Raw genomic sequence first — 17,990 nt, 5'->3', positions numbered from 1 at the left:
AGTATCTTATGTCGAAGTGGAAATTTCAAATTTCTTATCCAATACAAAAAGTGGCTGTCGCGAGATGGCCACTTTTTTTATGCCTTGCTTCATCCTATGCTTTGATAGGAGCAGCGAAAGAGTCTATAAATGGGCAAATTTTTTTAAAAAAATGAACTAATAACTCATTATTTAGAGCCAAAAGTTTTTTATATTGGACAATGAAACATCTTCAACTGTGCCTATTCGCAACCCTATTTTTTTATTCCTGTGCGGATCCCAAAGAAAAGGGACAGGAAATTCCAACCGCTTATTCCTTTCAGATTGTAGATTCATTGGATTTGAAGATTTTGGGAAATCCCATGATCACCGATGTCAGTCCAAAGGCAGATCGATTTGCTTTCCATGATTTTGCCAACAAAGAATTTATCATCACCGATAATTCAGGTAGTATTGTCAGCCGATTTTCGAAAAAAGAGGATACACCTGATTCTTATGGGTTTCTTATGGAATTTCCAGGTTTCGTCAATGAAAATCAACTCGCTCTAGTCGGAATGAAGGGGGTTTTTATCTATGATTTGGAAGGCAATATGGTTAAAAGGCTAGCGCATCCTGAGTCTATGGGAGGAGCGGGTTTTATGAGTTTTTCTGGTAAGGGAATTGAAATTGTGTCACTTAATGGAAAGCAGTATTTGCTTAGTAAATCGGTCCGAACACGGGATTCTTTCGCGGGAGAACAAAGATTTTATGACAACTTCAAGGCTCTGGAACTTATCGATATTGAGGAAGAAAAATTCATTGAGATTGTACCCTTTGAGCAGGGAAGCCATTTTTTGGATGGGGGTGGTTATTTTGAAAGTGATTATGCGCCGGCACTAGAGGCTACAGACGAGAAACTTTACATCGCTTTGGGTGCGGAGCAGCGACTGAATGTCTATGACCTAAGTTCTGAAGGAGTTAAGTTGGATACCATTGTCCAACTGAGTATACCTGGTTTTGAGAAATTACCGGTAACTCCAAGAGCAGAATTTTCCAAAGGTTCAATTACGATTAAAGGCAATACTCCAGCCATCAGAAATATTCATATCGTAGATGGAAAGCTACTGATTCATTACTATGGAGGTGTTCCGGAGGAAAAAATGAAAGAATTAGAAGCCCTTTGGATCTCCGGAGATAAAGAAGAATCGGAGAAACTTTACAATCAAGTGGAAAATGAAGTAAAACAGGGTATTTTGATTTTAGATCAAAACACCCTAAATATCATTGGAAATCTTGATTTTCCTGACAAAGTGAATAAGAGTGGTTTTGCTTCAGCAGGAGGGTTTCTATGGATGGAAAAAGCTCCAAATGATGAAGTGGAAGAGGATTTTTTAAGAATTTACAAAGTAAAATTAGTTGAGAAATGATCAGATTTAAAATAATAATACTCGTGATTGGAGCATTGATTTTTGGGTGTTCAGAGCGAAACAAAGATTCCCAAGATATAGCAGATTCAAACGAATGGGAACTTGTGATTTTGGATTCAATTCAAGTGGGTTTTTTAGCTGATATAAGAGAGGGTACATTTTCTAATGGAATAGGTCTAATTAAAGATATTTCAAGTAGCACATTGATTAAGTTTGATTCTTTGGGTAATATCTTGGTGAAGAAGGAATTTCCAAAAGAAGGCCCAGGGTCAGTAACGATGTTAGAGACTTTACTGGAACATAACGGGGGATTCTTTGGAACGACTTCATTTAAAAACATTTATCATTTCGATGCCGATCTTAATTTAAAAGAAAGCTTGGAAATGCCTTTTTTGGGTGAAGCGAGAGGCGGAGCCTACAACAGAAGGAATATAGCAGTTTGGGATGAGAAAATTCTTCTTTGGTATCCCGGCCGTAATGGGATCAGTCCTTATTTAGATTATTTTTATCGAGATTACACGCTTTTGGAATTATATGATCTTAAGACAAAATCATCAATACCAGTTGTTAGAACACCTCCATCTTCTAAATTTAGTGGTGATGACTTTTTTGGTCGACCTTATATAAATTTTACCATAGAAAACGACAGCTTGTACCTTACCTTTTCAAATGAGCCCATTTTGCATATTTATGCCTTAGGAGATAGTGTTTTATGGGAAAGGAGTATTGATATCAATCCTATCGATTTTAAATTATTGCCTGGACAAAAAACTCCTGTGACGTACGAAGAATCAATGAAAATGAATGAAGCCCAGATTCACGGCATTTATTCAGATTCGAACAATATCATTGTCACCTATTATGGCGGAATAGATGAGGATACTTTTGTGAATAACAACTTAAAGGAAAGAGAAAATTTTTTCAGATATCCAGAATTCCGCAAGAATTATCTCAAAATTTACAGGGTTGGAAAAGGTTGGTCAAACGAGGTGATTCTTCCTTCAAAGATTAAATTAATACTCAATATCGAGTCTGTGGATAAATCATTCTATGCCCTCAGAGATGATGATTACCTCGGGGAAGAGCAGGATTACATTACCTTTTACAAACTTCAATTGGTTAAAAAATGAAAATCCATGCAGTTGATGCTTTTTAGTTTATTCAGATTGAAGTTTCGCGTTTTGGAAATGTTTAGCGTTGTCGCATTTCATGTTCATTTTTCGTACAGGTAGAAAGATGATAAATTCCATCAAAATGACTAAAAAACTTCTATTTTTTGCAGGGCTGTTGCTGATCAGTTTTGGAGCTTTTGCTCAAAATGAGAATGAGATTAAAGTGTATGCCGGCACTTCAAAGGCTTTTATACAAAGACAAATCCCGTGGTTTGGAGAAGGGAGTATTGAAGCCAGTAATTTCCGGGAATTGGGAATAGGGTATTCAAGAACTCTTTTAGGAAATCTTGGTGTAAGTTCTGGATTTAATTTCTCTCGGTCAGATATATTGCTCAAGCCTGCCCCTGGAGTGGAAATTCCTACAAGAGATGAAAAATTTGAAATGCTTTCAATCCCCTTGATTTTTGAATATACTTTTTTTAAATATGGATTTCTGGCTGCTGGACCATTGTTGGATTTTCAACTGACAGAAAACAACTTTTCGGACCAAAGTGGAATTGGATATCTGTTGGGTCTGGGAGGGAAATATGAAACAGGGAATCTATCATTTTCCCTTTTCCCAAATCTTAAAAGACATTCGGCCATTCCTTTTAACGGAACAGAGAACTCTAAATATATCCTGACAGAACTGGGTATACAGCTTGGTGTTGGGGTTAAATTTTAAACCATGAAAATGCGATACTTTCCTCTACTGCTAATCTTTGCATTATTAAGTTGTGAAAAGCAATACGAAGATGCCATTCCTGAAGGCGCAATTCTTGGATTCCCCAATTTGGTCGCAAACCTCAATGAGGAAGGAAGGGTTATGTTAATTTGGGATATTTCAAGATTTTGTGCGGGCTGGTCCTGCGATCCAATTGTGGAGGGAAGCAGCTATGAGGTTTTTGTGAAATTACCTGATGAAAGTAATTTTGTCAGAATAGAGCGACTAGGGGAAGAGGAAAATGAATATATGGTTCCCAATACTGAGTATGGTAAGGCTTACGAATTTTATGTGACCTCACGTCGGGCTGGACAAATAGCGACCTCAAATACAGTGATGATAGTTCCCAATCCTTTTCCTGAGTTTGAAACTGTAATGGAATTGGAGAGTTGGAATGCTATGTATTTTCCAAAAGTCAATATTCAAGGGGATAAGGTGGCTTATATTTCAGACTACCGATGGACTCAATCAGGTCAAGAATATGGTGTTTCAAGTCTTTTTCTAAAAGATTTAATAACCGGAGATACTGAGATGATTCGAAAGCGCTGTTATCATCCACAATGGTCAAGGGATGGAAGCCAATTAATATATGGAACTACTGAAGGGATAAGCCAAATAACCCAAGGATATACTCCAATTCATCTTGAAATGTATGATTTGGAGAGCAAGGAAATTAGCTTGTTGAAAGGAGGTATGCATCATAATTATTTCCCAACCTTTGCTAAAGACAATGAATCAATTTTGTTTTTGTCAGATTCCTTGGAGAGAGGAGAATTTGGATTGTGGAGGCTAAACAAAAATGGGAATTCTGAAGTGCTCTTACCACAAATTAAACAAGGTGGCCAAATATCTACTTTGGCATATTTTACCAGTATGGATGCATCCTCTCAAACTGGCTTGGTGTCAATAGATATTCTTAAGGAGGTTGGGAATAGGTTTATTTACAACATATATGGTTTTGATTTGAATTTTGGTGCGCAAATGCGTGACCTTGTGATTTCTCCTTGGAACGATATTTCTCCATTGTTCTCACCTTCTGGAGAAAACTTGTTGGCGTTTGTTTCTGATAGATCAGGGAGACGGCAAGTTTGGGTTTTGGATATTTCTAGCGGTAAACTCAAGCAGGTTTCTTTCCTTAAGGATGATTTGTATATTTCTTCTAATGGAAGTATTAGTTGGGTGGATCAAGGGCGAAGTCTTGCGTTTCCCGTTTCCAGTCCAACAGGAGATCAAAAACTAATTAAAATTCCAAATTGAATATTTGAGTAGGGGGAGGGCTTTTGAAAAAAATAGCATGGAATTCAGAATTCAAAACATGAAAAAATCGCTAGCAATTCTTATAATTACAGTTTTCGTTTTTGGCTGTATTGATGATGATGTAAAGATAGATTTGGATGTAAATCAGGAATTGGCCTTTGATGGAACCTTTCGAACGAGAGGATCTGATGAGAATCTTTCAGAGAAAGTAACCTTGAAAATATCCAATGGATTTTATGAATGCACCACAAGTTTACCCGCTGGGTATGGTGCCGGAAAGCTAGGGGTTTCCGGAAAATCAATATATTTTATAGATACTTTATTTTTTCCAATACCAGCCATATTTGGTCCTTCTTATGTTTTGAGTGGAGAACATCACTATGAGTATAATGGCAAAGAATTGAAAATTTTGCGCAACAAAAACGTTGGAGCTATTGAGTATAATTTAAGTTTAAAGGAGTGAGAAATTGATTTTTATTACACTTCTCTAATTCATACAAAATAATCCTTCAAAGGCAATTCATATACCCTTTTATCTAGAAGTGAAGACAACGCATTGACAATCGCTGCTGCGACAGGACCTTGGGCAGCCTCGCCGGCGCCAAGTGGTTTTTCTTTCGGCCGGTCAATGATATGCACTTCCACTTCAGGGACATCATTTGTCCGCATGATGGGGTAGGAGTTCCAGTCTTTGCTCGTGATTCCATTTGCATCGTATTGCACCGCTTCCATGATCGTCCAACTTGCAGATTGGATCATACCTCCTTCCGTTTGGTTTTTTAAACCATCAGGATTGATGCACTGACCGGAATCGATGACTCCTGTGAGTTTGTGCAACCTGAATTTGCCTCCTGTCGGACTTTTATGGATTTCCGCAACTACAGCAAAATAAGACGCTGAGTTTTTGTATTGGGCAAATGCTAAGCCATAGCCTACACGTCCACTTTGATCTCGATTTTCCCAATTACATTTACTTTTCAGCGTTTTGATAACTTCAATGGCTCTTGGATTATCGAGGTTTTTGATTCTAAACTCGAAAGGATCGATAGCTGCGAGATTGGCCAATTCATCCATGAATGACTCCAAAGCAAAAATATTCCCATAAGCCCCCAATCCACGGAGCGCAGAAGTTCTGAGTGGACCCTTGTAATTGTGGAGGACAATATTTTTGGATGGAATGTTGTAGAGGGGAGATGAATTCCGATAACTTCCGCCCGAAAATCCTCCTGGCTGAAATTCAAATGGTTTTTCCAGATGCCTTGCGGCAATAAAATGTCCTGCTTTTCCTCCAGGCCTTGTGCTATGGGTGTCAGACCAGATTCCACAATCCCATCCCGTGATTTTTCCCGATGCATCCAAGCCTGCTTTGAGCTTTAGGAGCATTGCAGATCCATAAGGTTCCCAAGCATGTTCATCCTCTCGCATCCATTGAACGCGGACCGGCTTTCCCGGAAATGATCTGGCAATGAATGCAGCATCTGCCGAAACGTCGTCGGCACCATTGTGCCCGTAACAGCCAGATCCGGGAAGGCCGATACAGCGAATGTCTTTGGTGTCAATTCCCAAAAAATCCGAGAGGGTGGATCTAAGGGGATACACTCCCTGTGTGGGTGTCCACACGGTCAATTTTCCGTCTTTCCACTCGGCCACCGCACAGGATGGTCCAGCGGAAGCATGCATTTGATAGGGTCTTAGATAGGTAGCTTCAAGGATTTGTGGGGAATTGCCGATGATGGTATTGATATGTTTCGCTTCTTCCACTTGCTGCGGTGGGAGGGATTTTTTTTTCATTTCGGAGAAAAGATCCGCCTGTTGGGGAGAAAGTGGTTCCGTTTGCCATTTTGCGGCTGATTTCAAGAATTCCAATGCCTTGATTGCCTGGTATTCTCTTTTTGCAATTACCGCTATAAATCTGCCATCTACCACCAGTTTCAATACTCCGGGTAGGGCAAGGACACTTTCTTTGTCCAGATCAATTAAAATAGATCCGTAACTGGGTGGTCTCAAAACGCGAGCATGCACCATTTCGGGCAAACGGAGATCATGGACAAAAAATGCCTCTCCCTGTGCCATTTTTCTAATGTCTTCTCTAAGGATACCCTTGCCCACCAATGTATGATCTTTTGGGTTTTTGAGCGGGGCATTTCCTGTGACTTTTCCTTCCAGGAATTTTCCATCCAGTAATTCCCAATAGGAGATTTTGTGTTTTCCATTCTTCGATTGGATCAGCCCGTTTTTTACGGAAAGGTTTTCAGGAGATTCATCCCATTTTTCACTGGCCATATTGACCATGAAAAACTTTGCCTCCGCGGCAGCTTTTCTGATTGATGCCCCACTTCTTTCAATCGTCCCGCTTCCTGCTGTGTATCCTTCATCAGCCGTTTGCCCGGTATCTCCATTGATAATGGTGACGATGTCCATATTGACGTCCAGCTCCTCTGCAGCCATCTGCATCAGTGCAGTTCGGATCCCTTGACCCAGCTCCATTTTCCCGGTCAATACCGTCACCTTTCCCTCAGCATCCAACCGGATCCAAGAATCAATGATGTCAGACCCCATACTTGACCTGACTTGACTTCCAGAGGAAATTCCACCATCAAGGATTTCAGATTTTGATTGACAAAAGGTGAGTGGCAGCAAATTGAAACCGATCAATAATTGTCCGGTATTTTTGAGAAATGATCTCCTGCTGGAATTTGGGGAGTTTGGGGAAGTCATGGATTAGGCGTTTTGGGATTTTTCGGAAGCCAGTTGAACAGCTTTGATAAATCTGGAATGGGTGCCACAGCGGCAAAGTACGCGGTTGAGCGCTTCCTTGATCTCCGATATGGAAGGACTTGGGTTTTCTTCCAAAAGGGAAACTGCCGAAATAAGCATTCCATTGAGGCAATATCCGCACTGGGCAGCCTGAACTTCAAAAAATGCCTCCTGAAGTGGATGGGGATTCCCGTTTTTGGCCAATCCCTCAATGGTTTTGATTTTGGCTTCGTGTAGATTTCCGCATGTCAGCAGACAAGAAGGTTGAGCCCTTCCGTCCACGAGCACCATGCAGGCTCCACACTGTCCCATTCCACATCCATATTTTGGGCCATAAAGGTTGGCGTCTTCTCTAAGGATATAAAGAAGTGGTTCTTCCAAATCGACTTCGAATTCTCGTTTTTTATCGTTTATCAGCAGTTTTATTTTTTCAATCATAGCCAATGGAGTGGGGGAGTTCAATATTCAATCAAAAAAATAAGATACCCATTCAGGCCCAAAAAACCAATCAAACTTATCTTAACGGTTTTGGTTGGATGCTAAATAAGGAGGAGGTCAATTGAGATGTTTTATTCTCAAAGCCTATTATTAAAACGGATATGGGCAAACATAAAAATCCGAAAAATAGATTTTCGCAATGAACAATTAAAAATTTATACCGAACGACTAAAAAAAAATACCATCTCTTTTAGGGAGATGGTATTTATGTAAAGAGAGGTCGAGAGCGGATTCGAACCGCTGTAGAAGGTTTTGCAGACCTCTGCCTAGCCACTCGGCCACTCGACCATTAGTTAACGGAACGCAAATGTAGGGATTATCTAAACTTTACCAAAACCAAAGTTTTAATTTTTTTGATTTTTATTCTTCGAAGTTGGTCTTGTTTGAGATGAAACGAATTGTGCAACATGACTATTCATTTCTTTTTTGGCTGTTTATTATGCCTTTAATCGGAGAAAAATATTGTCTTCAGAAAACAACTGAGGTTGGGAGCGGATTCGAACCACTCTGAAAGATTTTGCGAAACTTTGCCTATCATTCGGCCACTCGACCTTTATTAAATGTATACTTAAATTAAAATAAATTTGGAACGGTTTCAAAAGCGCAAAACGAGATTTCTTGAAATGTTAAAAAAATGGACGTTTTTTTTAACTTAGAGGAATTAATAGGGGCAAGTTTTGAGTGCAAATTTTATTTAGGTTTGATTAATGTCTATAAAGTTTTATTTATAAAGATTCTAAATTAATTATGATTCATTTTAAATGTATTTAAATTCCTGTATTATAGAGTCTTACAATAAAATGCGGTCTGTTTACTGATCTCTGTCCTATATTTTAGTCAAGTTTGAAATATAGAATTGGGGTAGTACATTTGCAGTGTTTATTAAAAACCTCGAAGTAAAACTGTTTAATAAGTAATAAATATATGTCGATCAAACGCTCATTATTAAGTGTTCCCCTGAGAATAAGCACATTGGCTATGGTGTTTTTCCTAATGTTGGGATCACAAGCCTTTGCAGCCAATCCAGATGTTTCTGATAGCGATGAAGCAGTTGCGGCCGGAAAGACCATTTTCAATGCCAATTGTAAATCATGTCACAAGCTGGATCAAAAATATACAGGACCTGCCTTGAGGGGAGTTTCTGACCGAAGATCCATTGATTGGGCAAAAAGCTTTATTAAGAATTCTCAGGCCCTCATCGCCACCGGAGATGCCCAAGCGAACGCGCTTTACAAGGAATACAACAATTTGGCCATGCCTGCCCATGAGTTTTTGTCTGATGATGATGTCATGAATCTGCTTTCTTACATAGAATACGGAGACAAGGCAGAGGCGGTTGTCGAAGGTGCTGCTGGTGAAGGTGCTCAAGTAGGTGGTGGATCGGGTGTTCCAAGTGAATATCTGACAATTATCGTTGCTGTTTTGGTGGTGGTATTGTTGCTGATTCTGATCGTGTTGGGATTGATTATTTCGGTTCTGACCAAATACCTCAACAATCAAAAACTTGATGAGGAAGACGATGAATTCATCAATCAAAAATTCGATGTCAAAAAACTGTTCAAAAGTGATGCTTTTCTAATCATCGTAACGGCCTTGGTCATTGCGTTGGTTGCCAAAACGGCGATTGATGGTTTGTATTCAGTAGGTATTCAGCAAGGTTACCAGCCAAGTCAGCCAATCGCTTTTTCCCATGAGCTTCATGCCGGACAGTATGAAATAGAATGTCAATATTGCCATACAGGCGTTGAAATTGGGAAATCAGCAAATATTCCTTCTGCAAACATTTGTATGAATTGCCACACACATATCCAAAATGTGGGTGGAAAAGAAGGGATCTCTACTGAAATTGCTAAGATATATGCGGCAGTTGACAACAATCAACCCATAGAGTGGGTGAGGGTGCACAATCTTCCCGACCTTGCTTATTTCAATCACTCCCAACACGTGGCTGTAGGGGGTATCGAATGCCAAACCTGTCATGGACCGATACAGGAAATGGAAGTGGTGTATCAACACAGCACCCTGACCATGGGATGGTGTATTGACTGTCACAGACAGACTGAAATAGCCGCACAAGGAAATGAATACTATGACAAATTGATGCAGCTGCATGCTGGATCCAAGGATGCTTTGAAAGTGAAGGATATTGGTGGATTGGAGTGCGCAAAGTGTCATTATTAATTATAAATCAATTAAGAAACTACTTTTCTTGAATATAAAATGAAGGAAAATAAAAAGACATACTGGAAAGGATTGGAGCAATTGACAAACGATCCCGAGTTTGTGAAGCATGCCGATAAAGAATTCCCTGGTTACTTACCAACCAACAATTCTGAAGAAACCGGATCTACCAGAAGGGATTTCCTTAAATTGATGGGATTTAGTCTTGCAGCAGCCTCTTTGGCCTCCTGCGAAGCTCCTATCAGGAAAGCGATCCCATATGTGAACAAGCCGGTGGACATCAATCCATCCATTCCTAATTTCTACGCATCTACATTTTCCTCAGGAGGTGATTATGCTTCCATTGTGGTGAAAACAAGAGAAGGAAGGCCTATCAAAATTGATGGAAATAAGCTCTCGCCCATCAATCAAGGTGGTGTAAATGCGATCGTAGAATCCTCAGTACTTACTTTATACGATAAAGAGCGTCTTTCCGGACCTCATATCAATGGAGAAAAAACCGATTGGACAACATTGGATGCCCAGTTGAAAGCTAAACTTGCCGGTGCTGGTGTAGTCAAAATAGTAACCAATACAGTTCTTTCCCCTTCCACTGAAAAGTCCCTGAAACTATTTTCAGACGCTTTTGGTGGGGCCGAGGTAATTGCCTATGATCCGCTTTCTAGCTATGGCATCACCAAAGCAGCGGAAATAGTTTATGGTACTGCCATTTTGCCTACTTACAATTTTGAGAAAGCAAGTGTTATCGTGAATTTTGGAGCGGACTTTTTGGGAACATGGATTTCTCCAATCGAATTCGCCAAACAATACAGTAAAGGCAGGAAAATAACCAAGGAGAAGCCTGTAATGTCCAGGCATTTTCAGTTTGAGTCCAACCTTTCTTTGACTGGTGCAAATGCTGATTATAGAACTGCTATCAAACCATCCCAAAGTGGATTGGCTATTATGGCTTTATACAATGCAATTGCAAAATCTGCAGGAGCCACCACTTATGCTGCTGCTCCAGTAGCGATCGATCATTTGGAAAAAGCTGCTCAGGAACTTTGGGCCAATAGAGGCAAATCAATCGTGATCTCTGGATCAAATGATCCAAACGTGCAGGTAGTAGTCAACGGAATCAATGATCTTCTCGGAAACAACGGAGTAACCGTTGATTTTTCAAGACCTTCGAATTTTAGAAAAGGCGATGATGCCAAAATGAACCAATTGCTTTTGGATCTTAATGCAGGAAGAGTTGGCGGGATTGTTTTCTACAACTGTAATCCAGTATATGACTTTGCCAATGGAGCCGTCCTTGCAGATGGTATTGCCAAAGCAAAAGTTTCAGTATCTACGAGTGAAACCTTGAACGAAACTGCATCCTTGGTGCAGTATTTGGCACCAGATCATCATTATTTGGAGTCTTGGAATGATTTCAATCCTAGAAAAGGTGAATATAGCTTGGCCCAGCCAACTATTTCCCCACTTTTCGATACCAGACAAGCCCAAGATTCTTTCCTCGCCTGGGCTGGGGCAGCAACGAATTATTATGATTTCTTACAGGCAAACTGGAGAACATCCTTCTTCGAAACACAATCCGAAGTTTCCGATTTCCAGCAGTTTTGGGATGGATCATTGCACAATGGGGTCCTCACTATTGAGACTGAATCTGCACCTATTGCAGGTGTAGCAGACATCTCCTCAGCGGCTTCGGCTGTTGCGGCCGCTTACAAAGGCGATAATGCAGGAACTGAATTGGCGATGTATGCCAAAGTAGGGATTGGAAATGGCGTATTCGCCAACAATCCTTGGCTTCAGGAAATGTCAGATCCAATATCAAAGGCTACTTGGGACAACTACCTGACCGTTTCTCAGAAATGGGCGGTTGAAAACGGACTTAAAATGTCCGAAGGAGCTACCAAAACTGCAAATATTGTCATTGGAGGAAAAACATTGACAGTTCCGGTATTGGTTCAGCCAGGCCAAGCAAACGGCACAGTAGGATTGGCATTGGGTTATGGTCGTACCAAAGGTGGACGTGTAGCCAATGGAATTGGAGTCAATGCATATGAATTGTTAGATGCTTCCAAAGGCTTCGTGAATTTTGACATTACCGAAGGGGTCAGCATTGAGTTGACTTCAGGTTCTTATAAAATAGCACAGACCCAAACGCACCAAACCTATATGGACAGGTCGTTTGTTGTTCAGGAATCAACACTTGGGGAATACAAGGAAGATGCCTTCGCAGGCAGATACCAACCAAAAGTGTACAAAGATGGTGAATTTGTGAAGCCATCTAAAATTTCCCTTTGGAAAGGACACCAATACAGCCAGCACCACTGGGGACTAGCCATTGACATGAATTCTTGTATCGGCTGTGGCGCATGTACAGTCGCTTGTCAGGTGGAAAACAACGTCGCAGTGGTAGGCAAGCAAGAAGTCTTGAACCGACGAGAAATGGCATGGATCAGGATCGACAGATACTATAGCTCCGATGCCGAAGCTGGTGACAACAAAGCATTGGAAATCGCCGCAGAAAATCCTGAGGTTGTTTTCCAGCCCATGATGTGTCAGCATTGTAACAATGCACCTTGTGAGACGGTTTGCCCAGTTTCTGCGACAACCCACTCTTCCGAAGGTCTCAATCAAATGACCTACAACAGGTGTATCGGTACAAGGTATTGTGCAAACAACTGTCCGTATAAAGTGAGGAGATTCAACTGGTTTAAATACCACGACAATAAAGATTTTGCAACCGTAAACGTTGCCCAAAACAATGATTTGGGTAAAATGGTATTGAATCCAGATGTGACCGTAAGGGCAAGAGGTGTGATGGAAAAATGTACAATGTGTGTGCAAAGAATCCAATCAGGTAAACTGACAGCCAAACGTGAAAGCAGAAAAATCGTGGATGGTGAGATCAATGTGGCTTGTGCTGTAGCTTGTCCAACGGATGCACTCGTATTCGGTGACATGAACGACATGGAAAGTAAAGTCTCTCAGATGCTGAAAATTCAGGAAGATTCAATTTCTGCCATAAAGGAGGTCAATGAAGAAAGGGCTTTCCACGTTTTGGAAGAAATCAATGTGAGCCCTAACGTTTGGTATTTTACCAAGATCAGAAATAAGGACAAAAAAGAAGCGTAAATAACAATTTTATAAGATATGCAGGTTACTTCATCCATACGCGAGCCCCTAATTACGGGCGGTAAAACCTTAAAAGACGTTACTCATGATGTTTCGAGACAGGTGGAAGGGAAGCCCAGTTTAGGCTGGATTCTTGGACTTTTGTTTTCGGTGGGTATATTGTTGTTAGGAAGCATTGCGCTTGTTGCCACCCTTTGGGAAGGTATAGGCATGTGGGGACTCAATAAAACCGTAGGTTGGGCTTGGGATATCACCAACTTCGTTTGGTGGGTAGGTATCGGTCACGCCGGAACCCTGATCTCAGCAGTTTTATTGTTGTTCAGACAAAAATGGAGAATGGCCATCAATAGGGCAGCGGAAGCAATGACAATTTTTGCTGTTATTTGTGCCGCCATGTTCCCGGTCATTCACATGGGAAGACCTTGGTTGGGTGCTTATTGGGCACTTCCTCTTCCAAATACTTTCGGTTCACTTTGGGTGAATTTCAATTCACCGCTCCTCTGGGACGTTTTTGCGATCTCTACCTACTTTTCCGTTTCATTGGTTTTCTGGTATATTGGTCTAATTCCTGACTTTGCAACCATCAGAGACAGAGCAAGTGGTTTGAGAAGAACCATTTATGGAGCCTTGGCTTTTGGATGGGATGGAGCTGCCAAAACTTGGTCAAGGTACGAATCTGTGGCTTTGATTCTTGCGGGTCTTGCAACACCATTGGTGCTTTCTGTTCACACGATTGTATCCTTTGATTTTGCAACTTCCGTGATACCTGGATGGCATACGACGATCTTCCCCCCATATTTCGTGGCGGGAGCGATTTTCTCTGGCTTTGCGATGGTGTTGACACTGATGATTGTCACCAGAAAGATGTTCCATTTGGAAGACTACATTACCATCGGGCATATTGAATTGATGAATATTGTCATCATCATCACGGGTTCAATCGTGGGTGTTGCATACATTACTGAGTTTTTCATAGCCTGGTATTCAGGAGTAGCAGCAGAGCAATACGCTTTCATCAACCGAGCAACTGGTCCTTATTGGTGGGCTTATTGGTCCATGATGACTTGTAATGTGATTTCCCCTCAGCTTTTCTGGTTCAAAAAAATCAGAACTTCTATTGTCGCTACTTTCATTTTGTCTTTGGTAGTAAATATCGGGATGTGGTTTGAGCGTTTCGTGATTATTGTAACCTCCTTACATAGGGATTACCTGCCTTCTTCATGGGCAATGTTTTATCCAACTTGGGCGGATGTGGGAATCTACCTCTTTACTTTTGGATTGTTTTTTACCTTGTTCTTGCTGTTTGCCAAGTTCTTCCCGGTAATCAACATGGCAGAGGTTAAATCTATCGTGAAGTCTTCATCACAAAAAGCTAATAAATAATGGAAAGAGATAAGAATTTTGTCCTCGGTGTTTATGATGATGAGGATGTGTTGTTGGATGCTGTTACCAGAGTGAGAGAAAGTGGCGTTAAAATCCACGAAGTTTATTCGCCATTCCCAGTTCACGGTTTGGATGATGTACTTGGCTACAAGAGAAGTAGATTGCCGATAGCTGCCTTTTTCTTTGGGTTATTGGGGACTACTTTGGCCTTGGTGATGCAATTTTATATGATGAAAATTGACTGGCCGATGATTATCGGAGGTAAGGATTATGCTGCAATACCGGATTTTGTTCCTGTGACTTTCGAATTGACGGTCTTATTGGCAGCATTCGGTATGGTTGGCGTATTTATGATCAGTAGTAATTTAAAGCCTTGGGGTCAAGCGAGAATCTTTGATTTGAGAATCACAGATGACAAGCATGTGATGGCCATCGATATTGCCAACAATGCTGGCTTTGGAGAAGAGGCGATTGGAGATGTCCTGAAAGCTACAGGAGCTACTGAAGTGAATAAAAAAAGTTTTGAATAGGTAATATTGAAAATATGAAATTTACACATTCTATAAATTTAGTTGCTTCTTTTGGTTTGGCCTTTGGTCTTTCCTCTTGTGGGGCATCGGGCGAAAAGCCAGGCTATGAATTTGCGCCTCAAATGTATCATTCAATCGCTTACGAGCCACTTTCCCAAATCCGAAATGAAGAAGAAGGAGGTTGGTTGAGTACGAGAGAAGATGAAAAAGGCGAGTTTTACAACAGTAATCCAAACAATCCTCATGGAATGACGATGAGAGAGCCTGTTGCCAATACAGTCCCAAGAAGCAATAATGGAACACTCCCTTACCGTTTAAAGGCATTTGAATTGGAAAAAGCGGCCTTGATTGAAAATCCTGTGGAATTCAATGATCAGGTTTTGGCTGAAGGGCAGCAACTGTATATTCAATATTGTTCCACTTGCCATGGTTTAGGTGGAGAGGGTGATGGCAAAGCCGGTGAGGTGATTGGAGGAGTGGCAAATCTAAAAGGTGGTGCTTACATCAATCTTCCAGAAGGCCATATATTCCACGTAATCACGGCAGGAAAAGGAAGAATGCTTCCTCATGGATCCCAGATTTCCCAAGAAAGAAGATGGAAAATCGTTCACTATGTTAAACAAGAAATCCAGAAGCAATAATCATGGCGCACGTTACAAACTATAACTTAAATCAAAAATTCGATTTCACATCGGCTTTTAAGAAATCCATACTCACCGTCATGGTGATTGGAGCGGTATTGCTTGCCATTGGCGTTGTTTTGGCAATTTTTGGAGGTGGACACGATTCTGCCGAAGAGGGAGCAGGCCATGCCTTTCATTGGTATCAAAGGTTATATGCCAACCTTTGGATCAATAATGTTTATTTTACTGGTATCGCCATCATCGGTGTTTTCTTCTTTGCGCTTCAGTATGCCGCGCAGGCAGGATGGTCTACCGGTTTTTTGAGGGTTCCACTTTCTTTTGGATATTGGCTTCCCTATGCTGGTGTCTTGATGATCGTGACTTTCTTCATTGCCAATCATGATTTGTTTCATTGGACACATAGTTATCTATTCGATAAAAATGATGCTCAATATGATAAAATAATCGATGGAAAAGGCAGCTTCTTTTATTGGCCAATGGACAAGGGAACTTTCCCTGTTTTTTACATTGTAAGGATGTTCTTGTTCTTTGGATTCTGGATCTTTTTCTTCAATAAATTGAAAAATCTATCCTACGCAGAAGATCTGAATGGTGGAAACGATTATTGGTACAACATCAGAAAATGGTCTGCATTTTTCATCATTTTCTTCGCTGTTTCTTCTTCGGTTTCTGCTTGGGATTGGGTAATGTCAATTGATACACATTGGTTTTCCACCATGTTTGGTTGGTATGTATTCTCTTCTTGGTTTGTTTCTGGTCTTGCTGCGATTACCTTGATTACCATTTTCCTGAAAGAAAAGGGATATCTGCCGATGGTCAATGAAAACCATATACATGACCTTGGCAAATTTATATTCGGATTTTCGATCTTCTGGGCTTACATCTGGTTTTCCCAGTTCTTGTTGATCTATTATGCCAACATTCCCGAAGAGTCTGTTTACTTTATTGAGAGACTGTCCAGCGATGTATATGGACCGTTCATTTTTGTAAACCTAGGGTTAAACTTTGTTCTTCCTTTCCTTGTTTTAATGACAAGAGATTCAAAGAGACACGGGATATTTCTGAAACTGATTTGTTCTCTTATTCTATTTGGTCATTGGATGGATTTCTTCTTAATGGTACAACCGGGAACTTTGGGACACAATGGAGGGATTGGATTTATTGAAATTGGAATGCTGTTGGTATATGTTTCAGGTGCTGCTTATGTAGTGTTTGGAGGATTAGCCAAAGCCAATCTGGTTCCAAAAAATCACCCCATGTTGGAGGAAAGTTATCATCATCACATTTAATATTTATCTGATAAAACGATCATTATGTACGGTTTTCTCATCGCAATAGGCATTCTTTTATTACTCTCCATTGTTTGGATGGTATATAGAATCCAAACCCTGGTCACGGTAGTGAAGGGCTCGGATAAAAAAATCGCATCTGGCAGCAATAAAGTTAACGCTTTCTTATTTGTTGCCTTTATGGTGGTATTTGGAGCGTTAATGACTTGGTATTCAATCAAGGAGTTTGACAATTATCAGCTTCCAATTGGTTCTGAACATGGTGTTATCACAGACAGATTGTTTTGGATTACCATGGCAGTCACTGGTGTAGTTTTCATTATTACACACATTCTTTTGTTCTGGTTTCCTTACAAATACCAATACGATGAAAAAAGAAAAGCTGCCTTTTTCCCCCATAACAATAGACTTGAGGTAATATGGACAGTAGTTCCTGCAGTAGTTTTGGCATTGTTGGTCATCAGTGGATGGAAAGCATGGTCTGATATCACTGGCCCAGCGCCAGAAAATGCACACGTTGTTGAAATCATGGGTTATCAGTTTGCTTGGGAGGTTAGATACCCTGGTATGGATAATGTTTTGGGTGAATATGATTATAGGCTGATCAATGCCACTAACGTTTCGGGTGTGGATTTCTCCGATAAAAATTCATTTGATGATTTCAATACGCCGATTGTGGTTATCCCAAAAGGGGAGCCTGTTATTTTCAAAATCAGGGCGCGTGATGTGCTGCATTCTGTTTTTGCCCCTCACATGAGGCTGAAAATGGATGCGGTTCCAGGTATGCCAACCAGATTCTGGTTTACAGCTACCAAAACAACTGAGGAGATGCGTGCAGAACTCAATGATCCAGAATTTGAATATGAGATCGCTTGTACTGAAGTTTGTGGAAGAGGTCATTTTTCTATGAGAAAAGTTATCACGGTGGTAGAGCCGGCAGAATATAAAAAGTGGTTGGCTGAACAGAAGCCTTATATTGTCAACAACCCTTCTTTGGTCGCCGATTTACCTACAGAATTAAAAGAATTGGCTGAAATATCGATCAGCGAAAACAAATAAATAAAT

At 40.6% G+C, this 17,990-nt stretch carries 14 protein-coding genes and 1 tRNA gene; 12 read left to right on the top strand and 3 right to left on the bottom strand.

Annotated elements, in window-relative coordinates; all coding sequences use genetic code 11:
* Positions 1 to 200: 200 nt before the first annotated feature.
* The 5 genes from F824_RS0111555 to F824_RS0111535 all read left to right on the top strand — a co-directional run bounded on the left by F824_RS0111555 (position 201) and on the right by F824_RS0111535 (position 4,980).
* Complete coding sequence (locus F824_RS0111555; RefSeq protein ID WP_019598054.1) at positions 201 to 1,385, top strand: hypothetical protein; 1,185 nt, start codon at positions 201 to 203, stop codon at positions 1,383 to 1,385.
* Positions 1,382 to 2,515, top strand: a complete 1,134-nt coding sequence (locus F824_RS0111550) for a hypothetical protein (protein ID WP_019598053.1) — start codon at positions 1,382 to 1,384, stop codon at positions 2,513 to 2,515. The genes F824_RS0111555 and F824_RS0111550 overlap by 4 nt, the downstream gene beginning before the upstream one ends.
* A 124-nt stretch (positions 2,516 to 2,639) precedes the next feature.
* Positions 2,640 to 3,221, top strand: a complete 582-nt coding sequence (locus F824_RS0111545) for a hypothetical protein (protein WP_139189693.1) — start codon at positions 2,640 to 2,642, stop codon at positions 3,219 to 3,221.
* A gap of 3 nt (positions 3,222 to 3,224) precedes the next feature.
* Complete coding sequence (locus F824_RS0111540; protein ID WP_019598051.1) at positions 3,225 to 4,517, top strand: TolB family protein; 1,293 nt, start codon at positions 3,225 to 3,227, stop codon at positions 4,515 to 4,517.
* Positions 4,518 to 4,554: 37 nt separating this feature from the next.
* A complete protein-coding gene (locus F824_RS0111535) occupies positions 4,555 to 4,980 on the top strand; it encodes a hypothetical protein (RefSeq protein ID WP_019598050.1) in 426 nt (141 codons plus the stop codon).
* 29 nt (positions 4,981 to 5,009) lie between these two features.
* Here the strand turns inward: F824_RS0111535 and F824_RS0111530 are convergent, their stop codons facing one another.
* The 3 genes from F824_RS0111530 to F824_RS0111515 all read right to left on the bottom strand — a co-directional run bounded on the left by F824_RS0111530 (position 5,010) and on the right by F824_RS0111515 (position 8,060).
* Positions 5,010 to 7,235: a xanthine dehydrogenase family protein molybdopterin-binding subunit gene (locus F824_RS0111530; protein ID WP_019598049.1), complete on the bottom strand. Its 2,226-nt coding sequence runs from the start codon at positions 7,233 to 7,235 to the stop codon at positions 5,010 to 5,012.
* Between the two features lie 3 nt (positions 7,236 to 7,238).
* Positions 7,239 to 7,712: a (2Fe-2S)-binding protein gene (locus F824_RS0111525; protein ID WP_019598048.1), complete on the bottom strand. Its 474-nt coding sequence runs from the start codon at positions 7,710 to 7,712 to the stop codon at positions 7,239 to 7,241.
* Between the two features lie 277 nt (positions 7,713 to 7,989).
* Positions 7,990 to 8,060, bottom strand: a tRNA-Cys gene (locus tag F824_RS0111515).
* Between the two features lie 690 nt (positions 8,061 to 8,750).
* Between F824_RS0111515 and F824_RS0111510 the strand changes: the two genes are divergently transcribed.
* Genes F824_RS0111510 through F824_RS0111480 form a run of 7 tightly spaced genes read left to right on the top strand, consistent with a single transcriptional unit; the run spans position 8,751 to position 17,984 of the window.
* Positions 8,751 to 9,953, top strand: a complete 1,203-nt coding sequence (locus F824_RS0111510) for a c-type cytochrome (protein WP_394330221.1) — start codon at positions 8,751 to 8,753, stop codon at positions 9,951 to 9,953.
* A gap of 39 nt (positions 9,954 to 9,992) precedes the next feature.
* On the top strand, positions 9,993 to 13,079 hold the full coding sequence (locus tag F824_RS0111505) for a TAT-variant-translocated molybdopterin oxidoreductase (protein ID WP_019598045.1): 3,087 nt from the start codon (positions 9,993 to 9,995) through the stop codon (positions 13,077 to 13,079).
* A gap of 18 nt (positions 13,080 to 13,097) precedes the next feature.
* Positions 13,098 to 14,462, top strand: a complete 1,365-nt coding sequence (nrfD, locus tag F824_RS0111500) for an NrfD/PsrC family molybdoenzyme membrane anchor subunit (protein ID WP_019598044.1) — start codon at positions 13,098 to 13,100, stop codon at positions 14,460 to 14,462.
* On the top strand, positions 14,462 to 14,992 hold the full coding sequence (locus F824_RS0111495) for a DUF3341 domain-containing protein (RefSeq protein ID WP_019598043.1): 531 nt from the start codon (positions 14,462 to 14,464) through the stop codon (positions 14,990 to 14,992). The genes nrfD and F824_RS0111495 overlap by 1 nt, the downstream gene beginning before the upstream one ends.
* A 14-nt stretch (positions 14,993 to 15,006) precedes the next feature.
* Positions 15,007 to 15,633, top strand: a complete 627-nt coding sequence (locus F824_RS0111490; protein ID WP_019598042.1) for a c-type cytochrome — start codon at positions 15,007 to 15,009, stop codon at positions 15,631 to 15,633.
* A gap of 2 nt (positions 15,634 to 15,635) precedes the next feature.
* Positions 15,636 to 16,925: a hypothetical protein gene (locus F824_RS0111485; RefSeq protein WP_026333660.1), complete on the top strand. Its 1,290-nt coding sequence runs from the start codon at positions 15,636 to 15,638 to the stop codon at positions 16,923 to 16,925.
* 24 nt (positions 16,926 to 16,949) lie between these two features.
* On the top strand, positions 16,950 to 17,984 hold the full coding sequence (locus F824_RS0111480; protein ID WP_019598040.1) for a cytochrome c oxidase subunit II: 1,035 nt from the start codon (positions 16,950 to 16,952) through the stop codon (positions 17,982 to 17,984).
* Positions 17,985 to 17,990: the final 6 nt, after the last annotated feature.

Origin of the sequence: Rhodonellum psychrophilum GCM71 = DSM 17998, from assembly GCF_000381545.1 — a bacterium.
In the GTDB taxonomy this organism is placed as follows: Bacteria; Bacteroidota; Bacteroidia; order Cytophagales; family Cyclobacteriaceae; genus Rhodonellum; species Rhodonellum psychrophilum.
The sequence above is the reverse complement of the archived record's forward strand: the minus strand, read 5'-3'. Positions and strand labels throughout refer to the sequence as shown.

Bases quoted from the DNA above. Each gene is read 5' to 3' on its own strand.
- F824_RS0111480 (WP_019598040.1), top strand. From the start codon at position 16,950: ATGTACGGTTTTCTCATCGCAATAGGCATTCTTTTATTACTCTCCATT.
- F824_RS0111505 (WP_019598045.1), top strand. From the start codon at position 9,993: ATGAAGGAAAATAAAAAGACATACTGGAAAGGATTGGAGCAATTGACA.
- F824_RS0111545 (WP_139189693.1), top strand. From the start codon at position 2,640: ATGACTAAAAAACTTCTATTTTTTGCAGGGCTGTTGCTGATCAGTTTT.
- F824_RS0111525 (WP_019598048.1), bottom strand. From the start codon at position 7,712: ATGATTGAAAAAATAAAACTGCTGATAAACGATAAAAAACGAGAATTC.
- F824_RS0111555 (WP_019598054.1), top strand. From the start codon at position 201: ATGAAACATCTTCAACTGTGCCTATTCGCAACCCTATTTTTTTATTCC.
- F824_RS0111540 (WP_019598051.1), top strand. From the start codon at position 3,225: ATGAAAATGCGATACTTTCCTCTACTGCTAATCTTTGCATTATTAAGT.
- F824_RS0111510 (WP_394330221.1), top strand. From the start codon at position 8,751: ATGGTGTTTTTCCTAATGTTGGGATCACAAGCCTTTGCAGCCAATCCA.
- F824_RS0111490 (WP_019598042.1), top strand. From the start codon at position 15,007: ATGAAATTTACACATTCTATAAATTTAGTTGCTTCTTTTGGTTTGGCC.
- F824_RS0111550 (WP_019598053.1), top strand. From the start codon at position 1,382: ATGATCAGATTTAAAATAATAATACTCGTGATTGGAGCATTGATTTTT.
- F824_RS0111495 (WP_019598043.1), top strand. From the start codon at position 14,462: ATGGAAAGAGATAAGAATTTTGTCCTCGGTGTTTATGATGATGAGGAT.
- F824_RS0111530 (WP_019598049.1), bottom strand. From the start codon at position 7,235: ATGACTTCCCCAAACTCCCCAAATTCCAGCAGGAGATCATTTCTCAAA.
- F824_RS0111535 (WP_019598050.1), top strand. From the start codon at position 4,555: ATGGAATTCAGAATTCAAAACATGAAAAAATCGCTAGCAATTCTTATA.
- F824_RS0111485 (WP_026333660.1), top strand. From the start codon at position 15,636: ATGGCGCACGTTACAAACTATAACTTAAATCAAAAATTCGATTTCACA.
- nrfD (WP_019598044.1), top strand. From the start codon at position 13,098: ATGCAGGTTACTTCATCCATACGCGAGCCCCTAATTACGGGCGGTAAA.